The sequence below is a fragment of the Pseudomonas sp. W5-01 genome, from assembly GCF_046540435.1.
GTDB classification, from domain to species: domain Bacteria; phylum Pseudomonadota; class Gammaproteobacteria; order Pseudomonadales; family Pseudomonadaceae; genus Aquipseudomonas; species Aquipseudomonas graminis_B.
The window spans coordinates 160,943-186,013 of sequence record NZ_JAXCIP010000008.1 but is presented as its reverse complement, the minus strand read 5'-3'; the positions used below and the strand labels follow the sequence as shown (position 1 = coordinate 186,013).

Annotated in this window: 24 protein-coding genes; 3 read left to right on the top strand and 21 right to left on the bottom strand. The window is 60.9% G+C overall.

All coding sequences use genetic code 11. From position 1 onward, the window contains the following. Positions 1-130: 130 nt before the first annotated feature. The 14 genes from SLW75_RS23095 to SLW75_RS23030 all read right to left on the bottom strand — a co-directional run bounded on the left by SLW75_RS23095 (position 131) and on the right by SLW75_RS23030 (position 15,507). On the bottom strand, positions 131-2,272 hold the full coding sequence (locus SLW75_RS23095) for a 3-hydroxyacyl-CoA dehydrogenase NAD-binding domain-containing protein (protein WP_410935545.1): 2,142 nt from the start codon (positions 2,270-2,272) through the stop codon (positions 131-133). A gap of 67 nt (positions 2,273-2,339) precedes the next feature. Next, positions 2,340-3,545: an acetyl-CoA C-acetyltransferase gene (locus tag SLW75_RS23090; RefSeq protein ID WP_410935544.1), complete on the bottom strand. Its 1,206-nt coding sequence runs from the start codon at positions 3,543-3,545 to the stop codon at positions 2,340-2,342. Between the two features lie 857 nt (positions 3,546-4,402). Beyond that, positions 4,403-5,254 (bottom strand): transglutaminase family protein, encoded by an 852-nt coding sequence (locus SLW75_RS23085; RefSeq protein WP_410935543.1) that lies wholly within the window; start codon positions 5,252-5,254, stop codon positions 4,403-4,405. After that, complete coding sequence (locus SLW75_RS23080; protein WP_065989404.1) at positions 5,251-6,210, bottom strand: alpha-E domain-containing protein; 960 nt, start codon at positions 6,208-6,210, stop codon at positions 5,251-5,253. The genes SLW75_RS23085 and SLW75_RS23080 overlap by 4 nt, the downstream gene beginning before the upstream one ends. A 12-nt stretch (positions 6,211-6,222) precedes the next feature. Further along, the gene (locus SLW75_RS23075; RefSeq protein ID WP_074891898.1) at positions 6,223-7,632 is read right to left on the bottom strand and encodes a circularly permuted type 2 ATP-grasp protein; all 1,410 of its coding nucleotides are present in this window, start codon (positions 7,630-7,632) and stop codon (positions 6,223-6,225) included. Positions 7,633-8,092: 460 nt separating this feature from the next. Further along, entirely contained in the window at positions 8,093-8,431 is a 339-nt protein-coding gene (locus SLW75_RS23070) for a ribonuclease E inhibitor RraB (protein WP_065989401.1), read from the bottom strand. A gap of 249 nt (positions 8,432-8,680) precedes the next feature. Beyond that, positions 8,681-8,917: a hypothetical protein gene (locus SLW75_RS23065; protein ID WP_065989399.1), complete on the bottom strand. Its 237-nt coding sequence runs from the start codon at positions 8,915-8,917 to the stop codon at positions 8,681-8,683. Between the two features lie 169 nt (positions 8,918-9,086). After that, positions 9,087-11,159 carry an LTA synthase family protein gene (locus SLW75_RS23060; protein ID WP_369319458.1) on the bottom strand — a complete coding sequence of 691 codons (2,073 nt, stop codon included), beginning with the start codon at positions 11,157-11,159 and terminating at the stop codon, positions 9,087-9,089. A 270-nt stretch (positions 11,160-11,429) separates the two neighbouring features. Further along, on the bottom strand, positions 11,430-12,641 hold the full coding sequence (locus SLW75_RS23055) for a type II toxin-antitoxin system HipA family toxin (RefSeq protein WP_410935542.1): 1,212 nt from the start codon (positions 12,639-12,641) through the stop codon (positions 11,430-11,432). After that, the gene (locus SLW75_RS23050) at positions 12,638-12,889 is read right to left on the bottom strand and encodes a helix-turn-helix domain-containing protein (RefSeq protein WP_192134406.1); all 252 of its coding nucleotides are present in this window, start codon (positions 12,887-12,889) and stop codon (positions 12,638-12,640) included. Before SLW75_RS23050 ends, SLW75_RS23055 begins: the two co-directional genes overlap by 4 nt. Positions 12,890-13,016: 127 nt before the next feature. Continuing rightward, positions 13,017-13,877 (bottom strand): polyamine aminopropyltransferase, encoded by an 861-nt coding sequence (gene speE, locus SLW75_RS23045; protein WP_410935541.1) that lies wholly within the window; start codon positions 13,875-13,877, stop codon positions 13,017-13,019. Between the two features lie 200 nt (positions 13,878-14,077). Further along, positions 14,078-14,269, bottom strand: a complete 192-nt coding sequence (locus SLW75_RS23040; RefSeq protein ID WP_037009073.1) for a PLDc N-terminal domain-containing protein — start codon at positions 14,267-14,269, stop codon at positions 14,078-14,080. 109 nt (positions 14,270-14,378) lie between these two features. Then, positions 14,379-14,903 carry a hypothetical protein gene (locus SLW75_RS23035; protein ID WP_369319452.1) on the bottom strand — a complete coding sequence of 175 codons (525 nt, stop codon included), beginning with the start codon at positions 14,901-14,903 and terminating at the stop codon, positions 14,379-14,381. Between the two features lie 67 nt (positions 14,904-14,970). Continuing rightward, a complete protein-coding gene (locus SLW75_RS23030) occupies positions 14,971-15,507 on the bottom strand; it encodes an ankyrin repeat domain-containing protein (RefSeq protein WP_410935540.1) in 537 nt (178 codons plus the stop codon). A 511-nt stretch (positions 15,508-16,018) separates the two neighbouring features. Between SLW75_RS23030 and SLW75_RS23025 the strand changes: the two genes are divergently transcribed. Then, entirely contained in the window at positions 16,019-16,297 is a 279-nt protein-coding gene (locus SLW75_RS23025) for a DUF3509 domain-containing protein (RefSeq protein ID WP_065989389.1), read from the top strand. A gap of 168 nt (positions 16,298-16,465) precedes the next feature. Here SLW75_RS23025 and SLW75_RS23020 read toward each other — a convergent pair whose 3' ends face one another. The 6 genes from SLW75_RS23020 to aroC all read right to left on the bottom strand — a co-directional run bounded on the left by SLW75_RS23020 (position 16,466) and on the right by aroC (position 21,739). Beyond that, on the bottom strand, positions 16,466-17,182 hold the full coding sequence (locus SLW75_RS23020; protein ID WP_065989388.1) for a helix-turn-helix transcriptional regulator: 717 nt from the start codon (positions 17,180-17,182) through the stop codon (positions 16,466-16,468). Positions 17,183-17,504: 322 nt separating this feature from the next. After that, on the bottom strand, positions 17,505-18,188 hold the full coding sequence (mtnC, locus tag SLW75_RS23015; RefSeq protein WP_410935539.1) for an acireductone synthase: 684 nt from the start codon (positions 18,186-18,188) through the stop codon (positions 17,505-17,507). A 6-nt stretch (positions 18,189-18,194) separates the two neighbouring features. Next, a complete protein-coding gene (locus SLW75_RS23010; RefSeq protein WP_065989385.1) occupies positions 18,195-18,740 on the bottom strand; it encodes a 1,2-dihydroxy-3-keto-5-methylthiopentene dioxygenase in 546 nt (181 codons plus the stop codon). Between the two features lie 110 nt (positions 18,741-18,850). Continuing rightward, positions 18,851-19,465, bottom strand: a complete 615-nt coding sequence (locus tag SLW75_RS23005; protein WP_410935538.1) for a methylthioribulose 1-phosphate dehydratase — start codon at positions 19,463-19,465, stop codon at positions 18,851-18,853. Then, a complete protein-coding gene (locus tag SLW75_RS23000; protein ID WP_296310881.1) occupies positions 19,462-20,616 on the bottom strand; it encodes an MFS transporter in 1,155 nt (384 codons plus the stop codon). The genes SLW75_RS23005 and SLW75_RS23000 overlap by 4 nt, the downstream gene beginning before the upstream one ends. A gap of 31 nt (positions 20,617-20,647) precedes the next feature. Beyond that, positions 20,648-21,739 carry a chorismate synthase gene (gene aroC, locus SLW75_RS22995; RefSeq protein WP_065989382.1) on the bottom strand — a complete coding sequence of 364 codons (1,092 nt, stop codon included), beginning with the start codon at positions 21,737-21,739 and terminating at the stop codon, positions 20,648-20,650. A gap of 127 nt (positions 21,740-21,866) precedes the next feature. On the opposite strand from aroC, the gene SLW75_RS22990 reads away from it, so the two are divergent. Both SLW75_RS22990 and SLW75_RS22985 read left to right on the top strand, forming a co-directional pair. Beyond that, the gene (locus SLW75_RS22990; protein ID WP_065989381.1) at positions 21,867-22,862 is read left to right on the top strand and encodes an alpha/beta hydrolase; all 996 of its coding nucleotides are present in this window, start codon (positions 21,867-21,869) and stop codon (positions 22,860-22,862) included. Positions 22,863-22,990: 128 nt separating this feature from the next. After that, positions 22,991-23,791: a hypothetical protein gene (locus SLW75_RS22985; protein WP_065989380.1), complete on the top strand. Its 801-nt coding sequence runs from the start codon at positions 22,991-22,993 to the stop codon at positions 23,789-23,791. Positions 23,792-23,958: 167 nt separating this feature from the next. Here the strand turns inward: SLW75_RS22985 and prmB are convergent, their stop codons facing one another. Continuing rightward, entirely contained in the window at positions 23,959-24,867 is a 909-nt protein-coding gene (gene prmB, locus SLW75_RS22980) for a 50S ribosomal protein L3 N(5)-glutamine methyltransferase (protein WP_065989379.1), read from the bottom strand. Positions 24,868-25,071: the final 204 nt, after the last annotated feature.

Genomic DNA, 25,071 nt, shown 5'->3' with positions numbered 1-25,071 from the left:
AAAGCGAAAATGCGTGGACCAAGCCTGCCTTGAAGGCCAGGGCAAGGCAAGGCCCAGTTGAGGCAGTGCGCCGTGTTCAGTTGAACCCACGCTGTCCCAACCCTTGATACGGCACAGCGAGGAGTCTTAGCTAGAACAGCGTCCCTTCCTCGGCTTTCTGCAACAGCAGCGCAGGCGGTTGAAAGCGCTCGCCGTAGCGCTCAGCCAAGGCGCGGGCGCGGTTAATGAACGGCTTCAGCCCGTATTGATTGATGAACTGCAACGACCCGCCGGTCCAGGCCGGAAAGCCGATCCCGAGCATCGAACCAACGTTGGCGTCCGCTGTTGACCGCAGCACGCCCTCCTCCATGCAGCGCACCGTTTCGAGGGCCTGGATGAACAGCAAGCGGTCGTGAATATCCTGACCACTGATCTGTGCGTCGGGCTTCTCGAACCGGATTTTCAGCTCTGGCCACAAGTGCTTGGGCGCACCGTCGGGGTAGTCGTAAAAACCGCCGCCGGAGGCTTTCCCTGCGCGATCGAATTCATGCAGCAGCTGCTCGATCACCGCGTCGGCCGGATGCCCGGCCAGCTCAACGCCCTGCTCGGCCAGGTCCTTGCGCGCCTGCTGGCGAATCTGACTCATCAGCCTCAACGACACCTCGTCGGACACCGCCAGCGGCCCCACGGGCATCCCGGCCTTGCGCGCCTCGGTCTCGATCATCGGCGCACTGACGCCCTCGCCGAGCATGGCAATGCCTTCATCGGCATAGGTGGCGAACACCCGTGAGGTGAAGAAGCCACGTGTGTCGTTGACCAGAATCGCGGTCTTGCCGATCTGCTGAACGAAATCGAAGGCCCGCGCCAGGGTCATGTCGTTGGTGCGTGCGCCCTTGATGATTTCCACCAGGCGCATCTTCTCCACCGGGCTGAAAAAATGCAGGCCGATGAAGCGCTCCTGCCGGCTGATGGCGCTGGCCAGCCCGGTAATGGGCAGCGTCGAGGTGTTGGACGCAATCACCGCATTGGGCACCACCACCTGCTCGGCGGCGGCGCTGACCTGCGCTTTCAGCTCGCGATTCTCGAACACCGCCTCGATGATCAGGTCGCAACCTTCGAGATCGCTGTCGCGCCCTGTCGGCTTGATTCGGCTCAGCACGGCGTCGCGCTGAGCCTCGGTGAGGCGACCGTTGGCAACCTGCTTGTTCAGCAACCGCGCCGAGTAATCCTTGCCCTTCTGCGCCGCCGCGAGGTTGACGTCCTTGAGGATCACGCTGACGCCCGCCACCGCCGTGACATAGGCAATGCCGCCACCCATTAAACCCGCCCCGAGAATGCCGACCTTGCGCATGTTGAACACCGGCGGCGCCTTGGGCCGCGCCTCAGCCGCCTTGACCCGGTTGAGCTGAAACCAGCTGCCGATCATGTTCTTGGCGATGGGGCCGGTGGCGAGCTCGGTGAAGTAACGCGCCTCGATTTTCTCCGCCGTATGGAAATCCACCTGCGCGCCTTCCACGGCGGCGGCCAGGATCTTCTCCGGCGCCGGGTAGCAACCCCAGGTTTTGCTGCGCAGGATCGACGGCGCGACGGCCAGCATCTGCGCCACTTTCGGGTGCGCAGGCGTGCCGCCGGGCAATTCAAACCCCGGTTGATCCCAGGCTTTGATCGGCGCCGGATTGGCCATAATCCATTCACGCGCCTTGGCCATCAGGTCATCGGCGTCGCTGGCCAACTGATCGATCACACCGAGTTTCAACCCGTGATCGACGCCCAGGGTCCGGCCTTCCATCAGCAATGGCAGGGCCTTCTCCAGCCCCAACATGCGCACCAGCCGCACGGTGCCGCCGCCACCCGGAAGCAAACCGAGGGTGACTTCCGGCAAGCCCAATCTGACCTGGCCGCCATTGATTGCGATGCGATGGTGACAGGCCAGGCACAGCTCCAGGCCACCGCCCAATGCAGAACCCTCGATGGCGGCCACCACCGGTTTGCCGAATGTTTCCAGCGCGCGAAGCTGGGCCTTGACGTCCATGGTCATCTGGTAGAAAGCGGCAGCGCGGGCGGCGTCAATCTGACTCAGCTCGTTGAGGTCTCCGCCGGCAAAGAACGTCTTCTTCGCCGAGCGGATGATCACACCGGCGATGGCCTCTTTGTCCGCCAGCAGGCGTTCAAGGGTCTCCGCCATGGCCTGGCGATACGCCGCATTCATGGTATTGGCCTGCTGGCCGGGCATGTCGATGGTCAGCGTGATGATCTGATCCGGCCCGGTTTCGTAGCGGATGGCATCGCTCATGCGGTCTTTCTTCCTGAAACAGTTATCGGATAAAGGCGGTGGGCGAAGCGCTTATCGTGCTCCACGTTCATACCCGTTCGATGATCGTCGCGATGCCCATACCGCCGCCGACGCACAGGGTCGCCAGGCCGTAACGCAACTGCCGGGCTTCCAGCTCGTCGAGCAGCGTGCCGAGAATGATGCAACCCGTGGCACCCAGTGGGTGGCCGAGGGCAATCGAGCCGCCGTTGACGTTGACCTTGTCGGGGTCGACGCCCATGTCCTTGATGAACTTGAGCACCACCGAGGCGAAGGCTTCGTTGACCTCGAACAGGTCGATGTCATCAATGGTCAGCCCCGCCCGCGCCAGAGCCTTGCGCGTCGCGGGCGCAGGACCGGTGAGCATAATAGTCGGATCGGTGCTGGTCACCGCCGTCACCACAATGCGGGCCCGTGGTCGCAGCCCCAGCGCCTGGCCTTTTTGCGCGGTGCCGAGCAGCATCAAGGCGGCGCCATCGACGATGCCGGAGCTGTTGCCCGGCGTGTGCACGTGTTCGATCCGTTCAACGTGGCTGTAGACCCGCAGCGCCGTGGCGTCATAGCCTATTTTGCCGATTGCTTCGAAACTCGGGCGCAGGTTGCCCAGGGCCTCGGACGTGGTGTCGGGACGAATGAACTCGTCATGGTCGAGCAAGAGCAGGCCGTTCTGGTCTTTAACCGGCACCAGCGAACGGCGAAACGCACCCCGCTCGCGCGCCAGTGACGCCTTGTGCTGGGACTGCACGGCGAACAGGTCGACGTCGTCGCGGCTGAAGCCTTCGAGGGTGGCGATCAGATCGGCGCCGATTCCCTGGGGCGTAAAGTGGGTGTGCAGATTGGTGTGCGGGTCCAGCATCCAGGCGCCGCCGTCAGTGCCCATCGGCACGCGCGACATCGACTCCACGCCGCCCACCACCACCAAGTCCTCGAACCCGGAGCGGATCTTCATCGCCCCCAGATTCACCGCTTCAAGCCCCGATGCGCAGAACCGGTTGACCTGAACCCCGCCCACGCTCACGGCCCAATTGGCGACCAGCGCTGCGGTTTTGGCGATGTCGGCGCCTTGATCGCCAATGGGCGTGACGCAGCCCAGCACAATGTCATCGACGTGGTGGGTGTCGAGGTGATTGCGCACTTGCAGTTCTTTCAACAGCCCTGCCACCAGCTCCACCGGTTTGACGCTGTACAACGCGCCGTCCGACTTGCCCCTGCCCCGCGGCGTGCGCAAGGCATCGTAAATAAACGCTTCGGTCATCCTGTCCTCGCTAACCCGATGAACTGTCTTTTTATCTGTGCGATCGACAGTCGAACTGTCATGGGGGCACTGTCTATCACGAAGCGACACACAGGGCGCGCTGTTTCGCCGGATCAAGTGACAGGGTAGCGGGTTGTGCGAAGTTTCGGACTCGGACGAACGGTAGCGAGCTATTGAGCGTGGACCGTTTTGGACGCAGGCGTCTAGCAGGCGAATATTTGAGCGATGGCCATTCGCCTAAAGTGCTCAAGTTATAAAGGCGCAACTGGTTAATCCTCAATGATCTAAACCGCACGGCACGTGGCTTCTAAGGTTTAGTCAGTAGCAGTGGCGCCATAACAAAATCGTTTCACCCAGCGCCTGCCGCCCGCGATTTGCTGATCGGGGCACCTGCTCTTTTGCCTCACCTTTGCCAACCCTCGCCTTGGTCACGCCCAAGGTCCATGGGTTTCTGTTGCTCAGGAATAACAAGAAAAGGCATTTACCATGTTCAAGTTCAGGTTCAAACGCTCGAAAATACGTCAGGCCGGATTAATCGTTTTCGCGACCACACTGCTGCTGATCCTGCCGAACATGACGCGACTGTTCGGCTGAGCATGCTTCGCTCTGCTACCTGCAGACCCCCACACGCACCCGGCGGGCTGCCTGTTTCAAACAGGCGGCCGTTGGCCGTGCGGGTATCGCGTGGTTGCGTCTTGGATGGCGTGGCGGCGGATGGTCTGGCAGCGGATCGTAAGGGGGCTGATTGTATGAGGTCAGCGCGTTGGGCGAAATGAACGCAGGGCTGTCTGTCGCACTGAGTGGCGCGCAGACCGTAGGAGCGCGGCCGAGCTGAGCGCTCGACCGCGACGGGCTGATCAGCCCTGGCGTTGCACCTGGATCATCGGCGCGGGAACAGGCTTTTTCTTCGCCGCCGGGACCGCAATCGGCGCTGAGGGCGACACCACGACCTTGGCGTGCATCTGCTCACAACCGCCGCCGCGGCGCATGCCACGTACCGGACAGGCATCCAGATAATCCAGGCCCACCGCCAGCTTCAGATGCCGCTCCGGGATCGCCAACTGATTGGTCACGTCGAAGCTGTACCAGACGTCGTCGATCCAGGCCTCAGCCCACGCATGGCTGGACAGATGTTCGCTGCTGTCACTGTAGAGATAACCCGACACATAGCGCGCCGGCACCCCCAGACTGCGGGCACAGGCCAGAAATGCGTGGGTGTGATCCTGACAGACGCCCGCGCGGTTGGCGAATGCCTGGGCGGCGCAGGTATCCACCGCTGTCGCGCACGGCGTGTAAGTGATGTGTTCGTTGAGCGCGTGCATCATATCGATCAGCGCAGTGCGGTCGGTGCGCTTCTGGGTCTGCGCGACGGCGAAGGCGCGAATCGCTTCGTCAGCTTCGGTCAGGCGGGTGAAACGCAGGAACGGCAGCGACGACTGGCTCTCATGTTCCGACTCGCGCTTCTCGTCGATCTCGACCTGGCCACGTGCGCCAATCACGATCGCTTCGTGGGGCTCGTCCAGGGTCAGCACGTGGAGAATATTGCCGAAAGGATCGATCTGCGCGCGCACCGGACGGGGCAACGCCAACTGCCAGCTCAGCACTTGCTGACGCTCGCTGTCGTGGGGGGTCAGACGCAAATACTGGATGCTGGCGCGGACCTGATCGTCGTAGTGATAAGTGGTCTCGTGGCTAATTGAGAGTCTCATGCAGCCTCCAGGTAAGAAGTGTGAATGACGCTACCCAGTTGGGCCAGAAGTGGAATGAATTCGTTCAACCACTCATGCAGGCCTTCATCGAGAATCTCGTCGATGCCGGTGTAGCGAAGGCGAGCGTCCAGCTCGGCGGCCAGACGCTGGGCGGGACGGCCATTGGCCCCGGGCAGACTGGCGAGAATGATGTCCAGCTCCTCCAGACACGCACGCAATGAGCGCGGAATATCCGCACGCAACAGCAGCAATTCAGCGACCTGACGAGCACCCGGTGCGTCGCGATAGACTTCCGTGTACGCCTCGAATGACGACAAGGCGCGCAACAGCGCACTCCATTGGTAGTAGCCGGCGGCGGAACTGTCTGCCGCCGCGTTGGCGGACGGGCCGCGCAATTCGAGCATTTCATAACGCGCATCGAGCATGCGCAGGGTGTTGTCGGCGCGCTCGATGAACGTCCCCAGACGGATGAACCGGAAGGCGTCGTTGCGCATGATGGTGCCGTAGGTCGCGCCGCGGAACAGGTGCGAACGCTCCTTGACCCACTCGCAGAAACGGCTCATGCCGTAGCGGCTCAAACCCTGCTCGGCGATGCCGCGAATTTCCAGGTACGTCGCGTTGATGTTTTCCCACATGTCCGCAGTAATACGCCCGCGTACCGCATGGGCACTGGCCCGCGCCGCGCCCAGGCAGCTGAAGATGCTGGCGGGGTTTTCGGCGTCCAGCGCGAAAAAGTGCAGCAAGCGCTCGGCGTGCAGGTCGCCGTGGCGCTCCAGGTAATCGTCCAGGGTTCCGGTGATCAGCAGTGGCATGGCGATTTCATTGAGGCCATCCCCGCGTCCGTCCTGTGGCATCAGCGACAGCGAGTAACTGACGTCGAGCATCCGCGCGAGGTTTTCGGCGCGCTCCAGGTACCGCGACATCCAATATAAATCCGAGGCAGTTCTACTTAGCATTGGCAGGCATCCTTAATCCTCGACCACCCAGGTGTCCTTGGTTCCGCCACCCTGCGACGAGTTCACCACCAGCGACCCTTCGCGCAAGGCAACGCGCGTGAGACCACCGGGCACTACACGGGTTTCACGGCCAGCCAGGACGAACGGGCGAAGGTCGATGTGGCGCGGGGCGATGCCGTTCTCGACGAAGGTCGGACAGGTCGACAAACACAAGGTCGGTTGCGCGATATACGCGTGGGGCTTGGCTTTGAGCCGCGCCCGGAACGACTCGATTTCCGCGGCGGTGGCGGCGGGGCCCACGAGCATGCCGTAACCGCCGGAGCCCTGGGTTTCCTTGACCACCAGATCGCCCAGGTTGGCGAGCACGTGGGACAGCTCTTCGGGCTTGCGGCACTGCCAGGTCGGCACGTTCTTCAGGATCGGCTCTTCGTCGAGGTAGAAACGGATCATGTCGGTCACGAAGGGGTAGACCGACTTATCGTCCGCCACGCCGGTGCCGATGGCATTGGCCAGCACAACATTGCCGGAGCGGTAGGCGGCCAGCAGGCCCGGCACCCCGAGCATCGAATCCGGGTTGAACGCCAGCGGATCGAGGAACGCGTCGTCGAGCCTGCGGTAAATCACGTCGACCGCTTTCGGGCCGTCGGTGGTTCGCATGAATACGCGGTCATCGCGCACGAAAAGGTCAGCGCCCTCCACCAGTTCGACGCCCATTTCCCGGGCCAGAAACGCGTGCTCGAAAAACGCGCTGTTAAAACGCCCGGGCGTCAGCACCACGACGCTCGGATTATCCAGCGGGCTGGAGCTTTTCAGGGTGTCCAGCAGCAGGTTCGGGTAGTGATCGATCGGCGCGATGCGTTGCGCGGCGAACAGCTCGGGGAACAGCCGCATCATCATCTTGCGGTCTTCGAGCATGTAACTCACACCGCTAGGCGTGCGCAGGTTGTCTTCGAGCACGTAATACGTGCCGTCGCCATCACGCACCAGATCGACGCCTGAGATGTGCGAATACAGGTCACGATGAAGATTCAGGCCCTGCATCGCCAACTGATATTGCTCGTTGGCGAGGACCTGTTCGGCGGGAATGATCCCGGCCTTGATGATGCGCTGATCGTGATAGAGGTCAGCGAGAAACATGTTCAGCGCCTTGACGCGCTGTATGCAGCCGCGCTCGACCACCCGCCATTCGCTGGCCGGAATGCTGCGCGGAATCGTGTCGAAAGGGATGAGCCGCTCGGTGCCCTGCTCGTCGCCGTACAGCGTGAACGTGATCCCGGCGCGATGAAACAAAAGATCGGCCTCACGCCGGCGCTGAGCGAGCAACTCAGGCGGCGCTTCGCCCAACCAGCGGGCGAATTCCCGATAATGCGGACGAACTATGCCGCCCGCATCGTACATCTCGTCATAAAAGGTGCGGATCATGCCGTACTCCTTGTCACCATGGACACCAGAGCCTTCGCAAGGCCCGTGCCATCGGCATAAACGCTTTAATATCAATGGGTTGAATTAAACAGCCGGAGCGTCCGCACCATTCCTGTGCACGATGCGCCCTAACCCGTTCCCCGGCGCTTCATGGCGAAGCGTCGTTCCATTTGAAAATCTATCGCAGGCATAGCTACAGTTCATTTCCGCGCGTTACGCGCCCTGAGCATTATCGCCCCATACCGCAGACCAACCCGCCGGATTCCACAAGGCGATTGGCTCAAAACCTGATTGGCAACGCCACCCGATATTCCCTTTCCGCCGCTCCGATGAGAGCGGCTTTTTTTTGCCTGCGATTCGGCTCGGTGCCTCTCCCGCCCCACTGATTTGCCGTGGAGCCGAGAGAGGGCGTTCAACCGTAAATGCCCTGTTTTCGGGCCTGACTGTCAATGAAGCCCGATCAATGAAGGCGCTTGAGCTCCTGCTTGACGCCCCAGCCTTCAACCTCCCCGTCCAGACCGAAAATCGCGGTCTGGAAATCCTGCTCGAAGTCGCCTATCCCGTCGTAGGTCGCGTACATCAACTTGCTCAGTTCCAGGTGCCACGCACCGTCTTCCAGAGCATTGAGCTGAACATTGACTGACTCGCCGCGAAATTTTTCCGCTGCCTGACGCGCCCGGTCCTCATCCGGAAACGTGGCATAGAACTCGATGGGGTGAATGCGTGCGAAGTCGAAACCGCCTTCTTTCATGCAGCGCAGAACATGGCTGCTGACGTCTTCTTGATAGGCTGTGCTCATGAAACGTCCTCCTATGCAACGATAGATAGAGTTTCAACTATCCCGAAACACTCCCCGGTGGCGAGGCGTGTAGCGGCAGGTCATCTGCCGCCCGGGACTCAAGCATGTCGCTGACAAGGCCGGTGCGTTTTACAAAACGGGCATACGTACGCGAGCTGACTCGGGTAGATGCTTCACCGACCTCACTGGCAGAGTACGCGCATTGATAGTGCGTTGCCAATTGGCAGGTTGGCGGGAAATCCAGGCTTTTTAGGGGGCTTCGACGATGGAGATGATCTGTACCGCGTTCTGCTCTTTGAGTGTCTTCACGGTGGGCTCGGCGGTGCGACCGTCGAGGTCGATCAGATCAAGATCACTCGCGACCGGAAACAGGATCGGACGGATTCGCTGCGCAGCCTCTTCATCACTGGGACGGTGATCGGATTCAAGATCGAGGGTTTGCTGCACACCGTCTTTGTCCAGAAACGAAATAGTCCACACTTTCATCAATGTCTCCTCAGTAAGGGCCGGACAACGGCCTAGTGATCTTGACCCTTGCAGCGCAACGACGTTCAACCCGAATCGTCAGCGCCCGGCTTGACGTTAGCAGTCTGATGCCAAGGATCCGCAGGCAAAAAAACGCCCCGGTCTCGGGGCGTTTTTCATCAGGCTGCGGTCATTGCGGCTTGGCGTCTTTGACCCCTGCCGTGTTGTCCAGCAGGCTCTTGGTCGCGGTCTGCAGGAAGCTGTCGAGCTTCTTGCGCAACTCGGTGACGTCCGGCGCGTTCGGCATCAGCTCGGCGTGGGGCTTGGTGCCCAACTCGTAGCTGTACACCTTCGGCTCCATTTCCTTGGGTTCGATCAGGATCCGGTTGCCGGTGACCAGCGCCACGGTCTGCTCGCTGCCCGATGGCTTGATCACACCGAAGCCTTCGTCGCCTGCCGGCAGATTGAGCAGGTCGCGGCCCCAGCACTGGTGCACGGTGTCGCCACCCAGGCGGCCCATGATGGTCGGGACGATGTCGATCTGCGTGCCGACGATGCTGCTGCGCTTGCCGAACTTGTCCTGAAGGCCCGGGGCGATCATCAGCATCGGCACGTTGAAGCGGCCGAGGTCCATTTCGGTGATCTGCTCGTTGTTGCCGAAGCCGTGGTCACCGACTACCACAAACAGCGTGTCCTTGTAGTAAGGCTCTTTCTTGGCCTTCTCGAAGAACTGACCCAGCGCCCAATCCGAATAACGCATGGCGGTGAGGTGTTCATCCAGCGTGCCATGGCCGGTCACGCGCTCGACCGGCAGGTTTGCCGGCAGTGCGTACGGCGTGTGGTTGGACAGGGTCTGCAGCAACGCATAGAACGGCTTGCCCTTGGCTTCGCGGGCTTTGAGTTCCTCGGCGCCACGGTCGAACATGTCCTGGTCGGAGACGCCCCAGGTCGGGTCCGAGAACACCGGGTTGACGAAGTCATTGCGGCCAATGAAGTTGGTCATGCCCTGGTTGCTGAAGAAGCCCGACTGGTTATCCCAGGCGAAGTCACCGTTGTAGACATACACGTCGTCGTACTTGCGCGCGCTAAGCAGCTGCGGCAGACCGGACAGCTTGTGGCTGCCTTCCGGCGTCTGCATCAGGTACTCGAAGCCCGGCAGGTTCGGGAAGCAGGCCATGGTCGCAAACATGCCCTGGTGGGTGTGTGTGCCGTTGGAGAAGAAGCGATCAAACAGCAGACCTTCCTGGGACAGTTTGTCGAAGTAAGGCGTGATGTTCGACTCGTCGCCCAGCGCACCCACCGAATGGCCGGCGAAGCTTTCCATCAGGATCACGACGACGTTCTTGATCGGCAGCGTGTTGGCCGGCGGCGGCGTGAAATCGCGACGCACAGCGGCTTTTTCTGGATCGATCAGCTTGTCGTTGGCGGTCAGCAGCATGTCACGAACGACCTGCTGGGCTTCGGCCTGAGGCAGGGTCGCCTTCCAGATGTTGTCGCGGTCTTCGGACATCCGGCTCTTGGCCGCCGCGATCAGCGTCAGCGTGCCGTTTAGCCCGAGGGTGTTGGCGAAGTTGGAGTCAGTCGTGTACGCATCGCCCCAACGCAGTGGCGGGCCCTGGCGCAGGGTGCCGCGAGCGGCGATGACGGCCACCACCAGGCACAGCAGGAACACCACGGCGCGCTTGTACAGCGGCGCCACCGCACGGTTGTCAGCGCTGGCAACGTTGAACCCGCCACGGGGCCGTGTCAGGCGATCGACGCCTTTGAAGACCAGGCTCAGCAGCCAGGTGACCAGCGCCCACGCCAGCAGATAACGAACCACCGGATAGCCGTACCAGATCATGCTCAGGACGGTTTTCGGGTCTTCTTTGACGTACTGGAACACCAGGCCATTCAGGCGCTGGTGGAATTCACGGTAGAAATCCATCTCCATCAGGCCGAAGAACGCGGTCAGGCTCGCGACCAGCGTCAGCCAGAAGCGGAAGACCCCACGGGCCGCCATCATGCGCGCGCTGAACAGGGACAGCAGAAGGGGAATCAGGATGTACACGACCAGACGCAAATCGAACCGCAGGCCATTGGCGAACGCCTCGACGAAGGTCGAAGCTGGCGTCGCACCGATGCCTTCGCGGTTATAGACCAGCAGCGCTACGCGCAGAAGGGTGTACAGAACCATCAGCACCAGGCCGCTCAGGAGCGTATAGGCCAGGTGCGATTTGACGGTAGGTTGCGGCGCGCGCGCCGGGGCGTCCGTTTTGGCCATGGGTTGTGGGATCCGTTGGATTCAGGTTTAAGTTCAAAAAGCTGTGCGCCCGACCCCATCGAAATGCCGGTCCGGGCTGCGGGGGCCAAATATTACGTGAACCTCCGCGGTTTACCACCGATGCCGCGCATTCTTCATGACGGATCGGCACAAACGGTTATCACAATCAGGGAGCAGTCTCGGAACGGCGCGAATCTTCCCGGAGAAACGGTGAAAATTCCGTTGATTAGTTCCCCCTCACATATTTTCTTACAAAGCCTCGAATCAGGATTAAACCTTGAACGTCTGGGCATAGCGCTCGACGGCGTGCTCGATGGCTTCAAAGACAAGGGGCGCTTGGGGGCGGAGCGAGGCGTTTTCCTGCAGGGACGCCTGCACGGCCGCGATCAGTCGCGCAATGCGCACGTTCGGTTTGCGGATGTCACAGGTCGACGCCAGGCTCAGAATGCCGAGCCGCGATCCGAACAGGCTCTTTGAGCCATCCAGACGCAGGGCGAGCGCGTCGTCCTTTATGTACGCGGTGGTGTTGACGATGTCGTAGGCCGGCGCCAGTTGTGCGTCCGCTCCCAGCGGGTCGCGATACAACACCCCGAAGTTCTTCAGATGGGCGTCGCCGTTGCCGACCATGCAGCTGAGCGCGACGATGTCGAAGAATTGATCCAGCGATTCACGCACATGCTCAGGCGCGCAAAACAGGCGAATGGCCTTGGCGATGTTTTCGTAGCTGGAGTCGTATTTCTGCTCGGTGCCCCGGCCCATCAGCACAGCCATGTCCTCGAAGCCGATGGCCCGCTGCTCAGCATCACGATCAAAACGGCGCATGACGAACAGCTGGCGGTTATCCGACAGATAAAATTCCGGTACCGGCATGCCGGCCCTGCGCGCAGCGTCCATGCACACGAATTCGTTGACGGCCAGCCCGGGGAAATCCGCCCTCCCCGACTTGACGATCAGCTCCGGCATCAACAGCGTGGCTTTCGGGTCCGTCACGAAATCCGAGTCGGGCACGATGACTTTGGGCTGAACACCTGAAATCCCGGTTCGCAAAATGTACTGATCGACCAGTTCGGCAAACAGATCCTGCGTCCCGTCCCAACTGAGTATCTGCCCCAGGCTTCTGCCTGGGACGGGGCCCGCGCCACCCAGCAACTCGTCGATCATGGGAGACGCCACCGCCACGCGGCCGACCGGCGAACCGCTGCCGGTCAATGCCATGAGCAGCATCGGGTTGATGGGTGTGGTTTTAGCGAGGCGATTGCGCAGCTGTTCCAGCACGAAGCCTTCGGGGAGGTTCATCTGGAAGACCGGGTGCAGGCTGCGCGATACGTAGGCCGCATCGCGAACCCCCATGGTCAGGCTGATCTGCGACGCCGGGCTGGCGTCCAGGCCGTAGCGAAACAGGTAGTCGCCGGACGCCGATGCCGACAGCTCACCACTCTCACCCTCCGGGGTAAAAATGCGTACACGATCCAGGGGTTTCACTGGAACACCTCGCGCAGCTCTTCAAACGTCGGGCGTCGGGCGGAGACGACTTTTATCTCGGCATTCAACGCGGCCAGGACCTTGGCGTAGAAATTCACCGCCACGGTCGGGCTGCCCTTTTCGACTTCGGCGAGCTTTTGCCGTGTCATGCCCGACTGGTAGGCCAACTGAACCTGAGTCAGCCCGCGGGACCTACGCATTTCTTCGATCTGGCTGCCCAGCCGCTCAAGCAACAATGTCGCGTCCATTTGTCACGCCTGCATAACATTCAACGATGAATGGAATGTATACGTGACATGCAGGGCGATCAAGGAGAAGTTACGTTTACCTGACATCAGCCCATGGATGTCAGGTTTACGTAACCTTGCAGCGGGGTCAGGCGTTGCTTGGCTTGCTGATCGCCTGAAGCACGTACTGCGGCAATGCGAAGGCGCCGATGTGGACCTCAGGGTTGTAGTAACGGGTGACGATGCCGCTGCCGGCGAACCGCTGATGCAAAGTGTCCAGCGAAATCTTGCGGTGCTGGGAATCCGTAGAGCCCCAGGCAAAGGTCATCGCGCCGCCAATGTAGGTAGGCACCGCTGCCTGATAGAAATGCCAGTCGGCGAACAGTCCATTCATGCGCCCTGCCGTGGTTTGCACTTCGCTCAGCTGCATGAATGGCGTGCCGTTCTGCGTGACCAGAATGCCGCCTTCGTTGAGGCAGCGATGGCAGGCCTGATAGAAGTTCTCCGAGAACAGCACTTCGCCCGGCCCGATCGGGTCGGTGGAATCGGAAATGATGACGTCGAATTTTTCCTCGGTGTTGGCAACGAAGCGCATGCCGTCATCGATGACCAGGTTCAGACGCGAATCATCGAAAGCGCCTTTGGAGTGATTCGGCAGGTATTCCTTGCACATCCCGACCACGGTGCCGTCGATCTCGACCATGGTGATGTGCTCGACCGTCGCGTGCTTGGCGACTTCGCGCAGCATGCCGCCGTCGCCACCGCCGATGATCAGGACGCGTTTGGCGCGGCCGTGGGCCAGAATCGGCACGTGGGTGAGCATCTCGTGATAAATGAACTCGTCGGCTTCAGTGGTCTGAATCACGCCGTCCAGCGCCATGACGCGACCCATGCGCGGGTTCTGGAAGATCACCAGATGCTGATGCTCGGTGCGCACTTCATGCAGCATTTTTTCCATGCGAAAGCGCTGGCCATAGCCTTCGTACAACGTTTCTTGATAATCGCTCATGGATGGAGTCCCCGATAACTACTGATGACAGGACGGCACGCCGCCCACAAGAAGGCGCGCATTCTACGTCGCGGCGCATGACAGGTCGAATGTCGCGGCGGCGCAAGGGTGATCCGCCCCCAACAAAAACGCCCGAGTGGCCAGGCCAGTCGGGCGTGATGTGTTCTGAAGCCTTGCTGCGCTTCTAGAGATGCACGCTACTAGATACGCACGTTGCCACGAGGGCCAGCGATTGCCCAGATGATCAGGCCCAGCACCGGCAGGATGACAATCAACAAAATCCAGAGAATTTTCTTCCCGGTTTCCGCGCCGCTTTTCAGCACGTTGATGATGGCCCAGATATCCAGCGCCAGAATGATCAGGCCGATCAGACCGTTGAAAGTAGAACCCATGGTGTTGCTCCTTATTGAAGGCTTGCCCACTTGAGAGTGGTGGCCTGCAACGAGGGTTCCGTTGGTCGGCAGGGATATTTGTCTGCGCAGCAAAACGCGTCGACGGCGATCAAATCTGCGCCTTGAGCGCCTCCAGCGCGGGCTCGATCAACAGGCCGAGTTCAACGCCGAGTGCCATGACTCTCTCAACGTCGGCGCCGTAGACCAGCACCGTTTGCAGCACGTGGTCCAGCGGCTCGCTGACGTCCATCAACACGTACCCGCCCATGTCCTTGTTCATGCTGGACAGCTGAATCTGGATACGGTTAAGCGCGGCCAGGGGTTCGGACTTGGTCAGCTGTTTGGGCTTGATGTTGAACATCACGTTCGGGCCGAACGACGCCATGATCTCGGTGAGCAGGTCGGGATAGGTATCGGCCTGAAACAACACGGTGTCGGGAAGGCTGCCGATCACCACCCACTCCCCCAGCGGGATCGGGAAGGTGTCGTCGAAATTGATGTCAGGGTTGGCGGTCAGGAACGCATCGGGATCGCCGTAGGCCTGGGTGGCCTCATCGGCGATTTTTTCGATTTCTTCATCGCTCATGCAGCCGGAGCTGATCTTGCTGATGAATTCGATGAGTGAAGCTTTCATGGCAGATCGTCCGAGGGCTGGAAAACAGGCGCGCAGAATAGCTGGAAATGCGGCGCGCCTCTATCGCTTACGCCCCCAGACGGGTGAGCTGCTCGGCGGTCTCGGTCGCCCCCATGGTCTGCGCGGCCATCAGCGGAGTGACGCCCTTGGCATCCTGGATATGAGGGTTGGCACCCTTGGAGATCAGGTAATCGACGATCGCCGTACGGTTGAACATCGCCGCCATCATCAATGCCGTGCGGCCGTCGGCGGAAGCGCCTTCAACCTCTGCGCCGGCTTCCACGAGGATCTTCACGGTTTCCAGATCGCCCTTGAAAGCAGCGCCGGCGATGGGGCTCTGGCCGTTGTCGTTGCGCAGTTCAGGGTCAGCCTTGTGCTTGAGCAGCACCCGCACGGCGTTTTGATGACCGTGATAGCTGGCCAGCATCAACAGCGTGTCGCCTTTGTGGTTGCGAAGATTGGGGGTCAAGCCGTTTTCCAGCAGCCGGTCGAGCATCGGGGCGTCGCCAGCACGGGCCCGGTCGAATACCTGCTCGGCAAATTCCAGTGCTTCTTCGTCTGTCATGCGCGTGGCAGAACCGGTCGTGTTGGGGGCTTCGGACATAGGTAACTCCAGTAGCGCAATGCATTGCGCGGTATGAATCAAGGGATGCGGCGATCTACGGGCCAGGCAATCTATGAGCCATGGACAAAGCGTGTAGTTCCACTTACAGCAACAACTCCAGGCGCGCTGCGCAGAGAGCGCCGTCACACATGACGCCAATCCTGCTAGCGCCAATGATCGGCGCCCAACCATCGGTTTCAATGGGAGTGATAGTGGCGCTTGAATGCTCACCGAGAAAATTTCGCAACAACGTGAAATAAATCCCCTATACCGCTGTCTCAGTCATGTCACGCAATGCGTGCACCCCTCCCCACGTCACTCACTACTCACTCCCAACTCCGGTAAATTGCAGGATGCACGAGAGGCATTCATGCAAATTGCACGAGGCAGCATTTTTTAAAAAACCGTAACCCGCTGATTTCATTGATATTTATTTAACCTCAAAAACTGGCACAGTCACTGCACTAGTCATTCCAAGCTTGTTATCCCATGAGCAATGGAGCCTCTAGACATGACTTTCATCCAAGAAAAATTCGCATCCGTATTTTCCGATTTCGAAGTCACCACTCAACCGCGTCCGGACGGTGGGGTTCTGTTGACTCTGCGTAACGATCAAGGCACCAACATCCGTCGCTGCGTGTCCTACGCTCAACTGCACACCCCAGTGCAACTGGAATGGGTGATCAGCGCGATTCGTCGCGACCTGGCCGCACAAGCCAGCGAGTTGCCCGCCATCTCGATGTTGCAAAGCCAGCACCGTTTTGATTTGCCTACTTATCACACCCGATAGGTATCAGGCCGGAACATTGCGTTCCGGCAGCAGCACGTTTCACTCTCATCGAAGCATCCCTTGTAGATTCCCGCGATAGTTGATGCTATCGCGGTTTTTTTTGAGCTTTTTTCGAGTCACTCCCTTCACGCAATGACAGTCATTGCGGCGCTGTCTCTCAGAGCGGGCCTATTGAATAATCCCTCGGCACAACGCCTCGCCCACCGCCTGCGCGCGATTGGTCACCCCGAGCTTGGCGTAGATGCTCTTGAAGTGATGTTTGACGGTTGCTTCCGAGACTTCCTTTATCAGCCCAATCTCCCACGCCGTCTTGCCTTCCCGCGCCCACTTGAGAATTTCCAGCTCTTTGGGCGACAGCGCCCGGGTTTGCAGTTGACGCCCCTTCCCCGCCACATGAAGCATCGGCACCAGACTCGTCAGCAGATAACGATCGTTGTGGGTCAGCGGGCGCTCCATGCCGTTGAGCGTGCAAATGGTGATGACACCCTGATTGGCCCGCGTCTGGCTGCTGTAGCCGTAGGAGAAGGCCGGCAGCAGGTCGCAATCCTCCACCGCCGCCATGTAGGCGGGTGATGGCGGGTAGGTCTTGAAGGCCTCTTCCCAATTCAGAAAGCCCATGGTGTGTCGGTAGCAGCGGATAACCGGGTCCTCGATCATCAGGCGTCCCTGGCAATAAAGGTCCTTCCAGTAGCTGTCGACGTTCGACGTGATGCAACTGAGGAGCACGCCGTTTCGGTACTGATAGAGCATGGCCCGTTCGCTGCGACATTCAGCTCTCAGCCAGTCAAGTGCGTTGGCGATGGCCGCATCGCCATCCTGTTCAGTGATGCTGGTGACCATTTGTTGTATCAACGGACTCAGCGTCCCTGTCTGCGCGTTTTTCATGTTCCCCTCCCGTTTAAAACCATCAAATGCGCGGCCCTGATGCCCCTTGGATTTTTTATGCATGGCAGCTGAAAACGGCGTCAGGTGCTGTCGTCAACACGACCGCACGAGGCGCACTCAAAAGCTGTCAGGGTCCGGCAGGCGAAGGGTTACACAGTCGAGGAGGGTTAAACACAGCGTCAAAAACAAACAGGCATGCCTGACCGTAAAACAAGCAACTTCCCACAAACGAACAAAAACCAACTTACATTTTTCCGCATTTGGATACAAAAACGGCCAATGTCAAAGACATCGGCCGTCGGTTTTCAGCACGCTTGAATCGTCAGAAAGCGCAGGGCTCTATCCCCGTAAAACGGCTGACGTTGATGTGCCCATCCAGTTCTCCGCCATCGCGCACCAGTGCGCAGGTGACCATGCCGGCCCGTTGCGCCGCATCGAGCTCTTCCACGATGTCAGACAGAAACAGAATGGCGTCCGCTGGCTGACCGATGCTCGACGCAATCGATCGATAGGACGCCTCCTCCCGCTTGGGCCCGGAGGTGGTGTCAAAGTAGCCGCTGAACAGTCCGGACAGATCGCCCGCCTCGGAGCAACCAAAGATCAGCTTCTGCGCCTGGATCGAGCCCGAGGAGTAGACGTAAAGCGCGTACCCCGCCCGATGCCAGCGTTTCAGCGCCTCCACGGCGTCCGGGTAGACATGCCCCTTGAGCTGGCCGGCCTGATAACCCTGCTGCCAGACCATGCCTTGCAAGGCTTTCAGCGGCGTGGCTTTGCGATCTTCGGCGATCCATTGCAGCAGGATCTCGATCACCCGATCGACGCTCGCATCGGGTTCGGCACTGTCGTTGCGCACGGCCTGCAACTGCGCGGCCACCTCGGGGTCGGCGGCATGCTCGCGAACGAACGCGGGCAGATGCTGTTTGGCATACGGAAAGAGCACGTCGAAGACGAAGCTCACCGCGCTGGTGGTGCCTTCGATGTCGGTCAGGATCGCTTTAATGGTCATGGGTAATCAGTCTTCCAGACGCGGGAACTGGCCGGCGATGCTTTCGCCGGTGAATTTGGCCACCCAGCCCTCCGGGTTATTGAACAGGCGGATGGCGACGAAATGCGGATTCTCGCCCATGTCGAACCAATGGCGGGTGCCGGCCGGCACCGAGATCAGGTCGTTTTTTTCGCACAGCACGGCGTAGACAAAGTCGTCGATGTGCAGGGTAAACAGCCCACGGCCGGCAACGAAGAAACGCACCTCATCTTCGCCATGCTGGTGCTCCTCGAGGAACTTGGCGCGCAGTTCGGCCTTCTGCGGGTGATCGCTGTTGAGGCTGATCACGTCGACGGTCACGTAACCGCGCTCGGTCATCAGCCTGTCAATCTGGGTGCGGTAGGCCGCGACGACCTCCTCCTGGCTGGCGCCCGGGGTGATGGGCGCTGCCGCCTGCCAGCGGTCGAACGCCACACCGTGCTCGGCCAGGGTCGAGGCAATGTCTTCCAGGTGCGTCAGGACCTTGTTGGGCAGCTCGGGGGATGACACGTGATAAACGGACAGACTGCTCATTTCGGGGCTTCCTCGGTTCGGTCCGCATCGGTCGGCTCTGGGGCCGATCCGACACGTTGATTCAGGCAGTGGGAACGCTGCGGTGCGTTGATCGTTGCGTACGTCAGGGATCAGCGGTTGAGCACGGACAGCGTCTTGAGCTCGCATTCGAACAAGAATTCGAAGGCTTCGATCTGGCGCAAGGCATCGCTCATTTTCGCGCCCCAGGTGTACAAACCATGACCGCGAATCAGGTAACCGGCGCAGTCAGGGTGTTGATCCAGCCAGGGCCGGACCTTGTCGGCGAGCCGGGCGATGTCCTGATCGTTGTCGAAAATCGGTACCAGCACTTTTGATTCGTGGGTGGAAACGCCGCTGAAGGCCTTTTGCAGCTCGTAGTCCTCGAACACCAGATGATCACCGGCCGTGAGCCGGGACAGCACGGTGGCGTTGACCGAATGGGTGTGCAGTACCGCGCCCACCGCCGGCTTGCAGGTATAAAGCTGCGTGTGCAGCAGGGTTTCAGCCGACGGCTTTTTGCCGGGCTCCAGGCTGTTGCCGGCAAGGTCGGTGGCCAGCACGTCGTCCATGCCCAACTGGCCCTTGTGCTTGCCGGAGACGGTCAGCAGCGCTTCGGTCGGCGACAGGCGCACGGAATAATTGCTGCTGGTGGCGGGCGACCAGCCCCGGGCGTACAAAAACTGCCCCGCTTCGATGATTTCCCGCGCCAGTGCTTCGCGACTCATACGCGCTCCTCTTTCATACATGTGGCGGTCAGAACAGCAGCGGCCACGGCCGCCAGACTCGCAATGGCAAAGGTCCAACTGGCGCCCAGCGCATTCCAGCTGTACCCGGCATACAAAGCGCCCATCGCCCCGCCGGTGCCGGAAAGGGCGGCGTACAGCGCCTGACCCTGACCCTGCTGGCGCGGGCCGAAGCTGCGTTGCACGTAGTGCACTGCCGAGGCATGAAAACTGCCGAAGGTGGCCGCGTGCATCAGTTGGGCGACGATCAGAATCGCCAGATGATCGGCCAGATTACCCAGTAAAAGCCAGCGCAAGGCGGCGATCACGAAGCTGGTCATCAGCACCTGGCGGACACTGAATCGCTGCAGCACACGGCTCATCAGCATGAACATCAACACTTCGGCAATCACCCCCAGCGCCCAGAGCAGGCCAATGATGCCGCGGGTGTAACCGAGGTGTTCCAGGTGCAGCGTAAGAAAAGTGTTATACGGCCCGTGGCTGAGTTGTATCAGGGCGACGCTGACGTAAAACGCCAGCACGCCCGGCCTCATCAACTGCCTGAGAAACCCCTCGCCTGCGACCCGCGCGCCCGAGACCACCGGTTGTGCATTCGGCACCCACCAACTGCTGGCGACAATGCCGATCAGAATGAGCAGCAAGAGTTGCGGGTAGTAATCCAGGCTGAACCACTCGAGCATCCGGCCCAGCACGACCACCGAGAGGATGAAGCCGATCGATCCCCACAGCCGGATCTGGCTGTAGCGGGAAGTCTGGCCCTGCAAATGCGTCAGCGTGATGACTTCGAACTGCGGCAGCACCGCGTGCCAGAAAAACGCATAGAGCGCCATGACCATTGCCAGCCAGGCGTAGGACGTGTCGACGAGAATCAGGCTGAAACAGGCCAGCCCGCAGAGAGCGCCAAAGCGCACGATGGCCAGACGTCGCCCGGTGTGATCGCCGAGCCAGCCCCAGACATTGGGCGCGACACAGCGCATCAGCATCGGGATCGCTACCAACTCGCCGATGCGCGCAGCGGAAAAACCCAGGTGGCTGAAATACAGCGCCATGTAAGGCGCCGTGGCCCCAAGCAGGGCGAAGTAGAAGAGATAGAAGCTGGCGAGGCGCCAGTAAGGAAGCGCCGCCACGCTCAGATGACCGCGGCGGCAACGCGCGGCTCAGGCATTACAGCTGACCCAGAATCGGCGTCGTGACACGCACGTCAGCGTTTTGGCCGCGATGGCGCAGCAGGTGGTCGACCAGCACGATGGCCATCATCGCTTCGGCAATGGGCGTGGCGCGGATGCCGACGCACGGGTCGTGGCGGCCTTTGGTGATGACTTCAACGGAGTTGCCATCGACGTCGATCGAGTGCCCCGGCGTGGTGATGCTGGACGTCGCCTTCAGTGCCAGGTGCGCAATGATCGGCTGGCCGGACGAAATCCCGCCGAGGATGCCGCCGGCGTTGTTCGACAGAAAACCCTCGGGGCTCATCTCATCGCGGTGCTCGGTGCCGCGCTGGGCAACGCAGGCAAAGCCGGCGCCGATCTCGACGCCCTTGACCGCGTTGATGCTCATCAGCGCGTGGGCCAGTTCAGCGTCGAGACGGTCGAAAATCGGCTCGCCCAGGCCGGGCATCACGCCTTCGGCCACAACCGTGATCTTCGCGCCCACCGAATCCTGATCGCGACGCAGCTGGTCCATGTAGGCTTCCAGTTCCGGCACCTTGCTCGGGTCGGGGCTGAAGAACGCGTTGTCTTCCACCGAATCCCAGGTCTTGAACGGGATTTCGATCGGGCCGAGCTGGCTCATGTAGCCGCGAACGGTAATGCCTTGGGTGGCAAGAAACTTCTTGGCGATGGCCCCGGCGGCGACGCGCATGGCGGTCTCCCGCGCCGAGCTGCGACCGCCGCCACGGTAGTCGCGGAGGCCATATTTATGGTGGTAGGTGTAATCGGCGTGGGCGGGCCGGAACAGGTCCTTGATCGCCGAATAGTCCTTGGACTTCTGATCGGTGTTGCGGATCAGCAGGCCGATGGACGCGCCGGTGGTCTTGCCTTCGAAGACGCCGGAGAGGATTTCGACCTCGTCGGGCTCCTGACGCTGGGTGGTGTGGCGGCTGGTCCCCGGCTTGCGGCGGTCGAGGTCACGCTGCAGGTCTTCCAGCGACAGCTCGATGCCCGGCGGGCAGCCGTCAACGATGGCAACCAGTGCCGGACCGTGGCTTTCGCCGGCAGTGGTGACAGTGAACAGCTTGCCGTAGGTATTGCCGGACATGCGGGAGGCTCCGAGGACGTTCAAAAACTCAAGCGCGCCAGTATACGCAGGCTTATGGCGCAGTTCATCCTCGAACCTTATTCATTTGCCCGCGTCCAATTGACACTTTATTGATGACGGTCCTGCAATGCTAAGCGCCTTACCCCTGATTCGCGGCTTCTGGCCGCTGCGAGCGATCATCTTGAGCCTGACCCTGCTGTCGTCCATCGCCCACGCCGGAACGCCCGTCGTGCTGCAGCGCCCCATCAGCCTGGACACCGGGACCGGCGAGCTGTTCGGCACGCTGCTGCTGCCCAAATCGACCAAACCCGTGCCAGTGGTGTTGATCATCGCCGGTTCGGGGCCGACCGACCGTGACGGCAACAACTCCGACGGTGGGCGCAACGACAGCATGAAGCGTCTCGCGCTGATCCTCGCCAAGCACAACATCGCCAGCGTGCGTTACGACAAGCGCGGCGTCGCGGCCAGTCGCCCTGCCACCCCGGACGAGCGCGATCTGAGCATCGAAAAGTACGTCGACGACGCGGTCGCCTGGGCCGCCAAGCTCAAGACCGACTCGCGCCTGGGCCCTCTGATTCTGATGGGCCACAGCGAGGGCGCGCTGGTCGCCACCCTGGCGGCAGAACGTGCGGGCGCCGTGGCGTTGATCTCGGTAGCCGGCACCGGTCGCCCGGTGGATCAAGTGGTCCGCGAGCAATTGCAGGATCGCCTCCCTCCTCCGCTGCTGGCGCGCAGTGAGCAACTGATCGAAGAGATCAAAGCCGGCAAGACCGACAACGACGTGCCCGAGCCCCTTCAGGTGGTGTTCCGCCCGAGCGTGCAGCCTTATCTGATTTCATTGTTCCGGCAGAACCCGACGGCGGCGTTCGGGCAGTTGAAGATCCCGACGCTGATCATTCAGGGGCGCAACGACATGCAAGTGGGCGTGGGCGATGCCGAGCTGCTGCACAAGGCCAAACCCGACTCGCAACTGGCGATCATCGACGGCATGAACCACGTGCTGCGAATCGTGCCGATGGACATCAAGCGGCAGTTGGCGTCCTACAAGGATCCACAGCTGCCGCTGGCCAGCGAAGTCACCGATCGCATCCTGAAATTCCTCGACTCGATACCGGCCGCCTGAGGCCGGCGCTCTTCGATTCGAGCTCGACGCAGGATCCCTTCAGCTTCGTCAGAAACGGCCGATAGCTGTCTGCTGGCATCGTGTGCCGGTGCCATGTGCCAGGCAATGTCGATAACAGGATCGCCGTGATGACAGAAGCAACCATGCAAACCGACGCGGTCGATCCGACCGATGCCAAAGAAGGCGAAGTCGCCGCGCCTGTGCTGTGGGAAGAAGTCCACGCCGAGCATTTCTCGATGCTGCGTCTGGCGCCTCTGCCCACCGACCGCGCCACCGGCGCACGCCCGCTGCGCTTCGTCGAGTTCGGCAAGGCCGAGCGCCACAACAAAGAATTCAGCCTGCTGCGCATGAGCTATCAGTTGCCGGGGCAGAAGGTCCGTAAAGAGCAGAATCGACTGGATATCTGGGTGGACCACGCCAATCGCAGCGTCCGCGTCGGCCCGGAATCCGGTTTGCAGATCGACCCGTGGAACCGCGGTCTGGGGCGCTTCATGCTGGCTCAGGGCATCACCTGGGCACAGAAACGTTGCGCCGCGTACAAGATCGAAGGCGTTGCGCTGGCCAACAAGGATGCGCTCAACGAGGACACGCGCCTGCGTCGTGATCACTTCCTTAAGACCCAGGGTTTCGAAGTCGTCTACGCCGATGCGCAGCACCTGAAAGGCACCATCAAGGACGCCAAGGTCGGCAACCTGAATAACACCTGGAACGCCGACAAAATCCAGATCGTGCAGATCCTCGACGCCGCGCAGATGCTGCAACAGGCCGAACAGAGGATTCAGGAACAGGACGTTACGATCAAGAAGACCGAAGACAAGGTCAACAAATACCGCCGGGACGACGCCGGCTTGCGCTTCACCATCGCCTGCCTGGTGACCTTTGCCGTGTTTCAGGCCGGCCTGCTGATCTGGATTGCAACGCACCGGTGACCCGGCGTTAAGCCAGGCCCGTGTGCTCGCCATCAGCTGTGTGGCGTGACAACCGACGCCTTCCCGGCTGAAGCCGGTCCTACATCCAGCATACGCGGTGAATCTGGATGGATGCGGTGCCCTGGTGGGACCGGCTTTAGCCGGGAAGAGGCCCGCGGATGGCCTGACTAGATCCGCGCCGCGAAGAGGTCTTGATGATTGCGGCACTGCTCGGCCGTCAGCATGAACACGCCGTGGCCGCCGCGCTCGAATTCCAGCCAGGCGAAATCCACTTCCGGGTACAGCGCTTCGACGTGAACCTGACTGTTGCCGACTTCCACGATCAACAAGCCCTTTTCCTCCAGATGGTCCGCTGCCTGGGCCAGCATGCGCCGCACCAGGTTCAAGCCGTCGTCACCGCAGGCCAGCGCCAGCTCGGGTTCGTGCTGGTATTCGTCGGGCATGTCGGCGAAATCTTCGGCATCGACGTACGGCGGGTTGGACACGATCAGGTCAAAACGCTGGCCCGGCAGGCCGTCGAAACCATCGCCCTGCACGGTGTACACGCGCTGATCCACGCCATGGCGCTCGATGTTCTGATTCGCCACTTCCAGCGCCTCGAACGACAGATCCGCCAACACCACTTCAGCGTCGGGGAACACGTCAGCGCAGGCGATGCCGATGCAGCCGGAGCCGGTGCAAAGGTCGAGAATGCGGGCCGGATCGCTGGCCAGCCAGGGTGCGAACCGCTGCTCGATCAGTTCACCGATGGGCGAGCGCGGAATCAGCACGCGCTCATCCACGATAAATGACATCCCGCAGAACCACGCTTCACCCAGCAGATACGCCGTGGGCACGCGCTCTTCGATGCGTCGCTTGATCAGGTGTTGAACCGCCACCAGCTCTTCGTCTTCCAGGTTGCAATCCAGGTAACTGTCGGCAATTTCCCACGGCAGGTGCAGGGCGCCGAGCACCAGCTGGCGAGCTTCGTCCCACGCGTTGTCGGTGCCATGACCGAAAAACAGGTCTTCCCCGTGGAATCGGCTGACAGCCCAACGGATATGATCGCGCAGGGTGCGCAGGCGGGAAGTGATCACGGCAGACTCCTTGAAAAAACGACGGGCGATTCTATCAGCCATCCACGCAACAAACGATCCCGCACCGGCCGCGGCGGCCCCGCGCAAAATTTTCCGCAGTCTTTGCCTCGTTTTGCAGGCACTATGACAGCAACCGTGACCTGCTCGACGGCTTGAAGCCCGGCAAAATAGCGAGGTCTGTGCGCACGGCGATTCACAGAATCG

What these genes read in the sequence shown, in the direction of transcription:
- SLW75_RS23095 (WP_410935545.1), bottom strand. Translation starts at nt 2,272, where the DNA reads ATGAGCGATGCCATCCGCTACGAAACCGGGCCGGATCAGATCATCACG.
- SLW75_RS23090 (WP_410935544.1), bottom strand. Translation starts at nt 3,545, where the DNA reads ATGACCGAAGCGTTTATTTACGATGCCTTGCGCACGCCGCGGGGCAGG.
- SLW75_RS23085 (WP_410935543.1), bottom strand. Translation starts at nt 5,254, where the DNA reads ATGAGACTCTCAATTAGCCACGAGACCACTTATCACTACGACGATCAG.
- SLW75_RS23080 (WP_065989404.1), bottom strand. Translation starts at nt 6,210, where the DNA reads ATGCTAAGTAGAACTGCCTCGGATTTATATTGGATGTCGCGGTACCTG.
- SLW75_RS23075 (WP_074891898.1), bottom strand. Translation starts at nt 7,632, where the DNA reads ATGATCCGCACCTTTTATGACGAGATGTACGATGCGGGCGGCATAGTT.
- SLW75_RS23070 (WP_065989401.1), bottom strand. Translation starts at nt 8,431, where the DNA reads ATGAGCACAGCCTATCAAGAAGACGTCAGCAGCCATGTTCTGCGCTGC.
- SLW75_RS23065 (WP_065989399.1), bottom strand. Translation starts at nt 8,917, where the DNA reads ATGAAAGTGTGGACTATTTCGTTTCTGGACAAAGACGGTGTGCAGCAA.
- SLW75_RS23060 (WP_369319458.1), bottom strand. Translation starts at nt 11,159, where the DNA reads ATGGCCAAAACGGACGCCCCGGCGCGCGCGCCGCAACCTACCGTCAAA.
- SLW75_RS23050 (WP_192134406.1), bottom strand. Translation starts at nt 12,889, where the DNA reads ATGGACGCGACATTGTTGCTTGAGCGGCTGGGCAGCCAGATCGAAGAA.
- speE (WP_410935541.1), bottom strand. Translation starts at nt 13,877, where the DNA reads ATGAGCGATTATCAAGAAACGTTGTACGAAGGCTATGGCCAGCGCTTT.
- SLW75_RS23040 (WP_037009073.1), bottom strand. Translation starts at nt 14,269, where the DNA reads ATGGGTTCTACTTTCAACGGTCTGATCGGCCTGATCATTCTGGCGCTG.
- SLW75_RS23035 (WP_369319452.1), bottom strand. Translation starts at nt 14,903, where the DNA reads ATGAAAGCTTCACTCATCGAATTCATCAGCAAGATCAGCTCCGGCTGC.
- SLW75_RS23030 (WP_410935540.1), bottom strand. Translation starts at nt 15,507, where the DNA reads ATGTCCGAAGCCCCCAACACGACCGGTTCTGCCACGCGCATGACAGAC.
- SLW75_RS23025 (WP_065989389.1), top strand. Translation starts at nt 16,019, where the DNA reads ATGACTTTCATCCAAGAAAAATTCGCATCCGTATTTTCCGATTTCGAA.
- SLW75_RS23020 (WP_065989388.1), bottom strand. Translation starts at nt 17,182, where the DNA reads ATGAAAAACGCGCAGACAGGGACGCTGAGTCCGTTGATACAACAAATG.
- mtnC (WP_410935539.1), bottom strand. Translation starts at nt 18,188, where the DNA reads ATGACCATTAAAGCGATCCTGACCGACATCGAAGGCACCACCAGCGCG.
- SLW75_RS23010 (WP_065989385.1), bottom strand. Translation starts at nt 18,740, where the DNA reads ATGAGCAGTCTGTCCGTTTATCACGTGTCATCCCCCGAGCTGCCCAAC.
- SLW75_RS23005 (WP_410935538.1), bottom strand. Translation starts at nt 19,465, where the DNA reads ATGAGTCGCGAAGCACTGGCGCGGGAAATCATCGAAGCGGGGCAGTTT.
- aroC (WP_065989382.1), bottom strand. Translation starts at nt 21,739, where the DNA reads ATGTCCGGCAATACCTACGGCAAGCTGTTCACTGTCACCACTGCCGGC.
- SLW75_RS22990 (WP_065989381.1), top strand. Translation starts at nt 21,867, where the DNA reads ATGCTAAGCGCCTTACCCCTGATTCGCGGCTTCTGGCCGCTGCGAGCG.
- SLW75_RS22985 (WP_065989380.1), top strand. Translation starts at nt 22,991, where the DNA reads ATGACAGAAGCAACCATGCAAACCGACGCGGTCGATCCGACCGATGCC.